Raw genomic sequence first — 215 nt, 5'->3', positions numbered from 1 at the left:
GTGGTAATCAATGTGAAAGCCAACGACGGCGACCCTGACGGCAACGTCTTGGGAGTACCGACGAAGATTAGCAATCCAACCAACGGCACGGCGACGGTCAACCCCGACGGAACGATTACCTACACGCCGAATTCAGGTTTTGTAGGGACAGATACATTTAAGTATTCAGTGTGTGACAATGGTGTACCGAGCAAGTGCGACACGGCGACGGTGAA

Annotated in this window: 1 protein-coding gene; it reads left to right on the top strand. The window is 52.6% G+C overall.

Annotation, left to right across the window (positions count from 1 at the left end; genetic code table 11):
* Positions 1 to 215: Ig-like domain-containing protein (locus tag AC23P2_RS31500; protein WP_487776851.1), on the top strand; the 215-nt coding region annotated here is incomplete at both ends.

Source organism: Runella sp. R0.1_18, assembly GCF_057652155.1.
The sequence above is the reverse complement of the archived record's forward strand: the minus strand, read 5'-3'. Positions and strand labels throughout refer to the sequence as shown.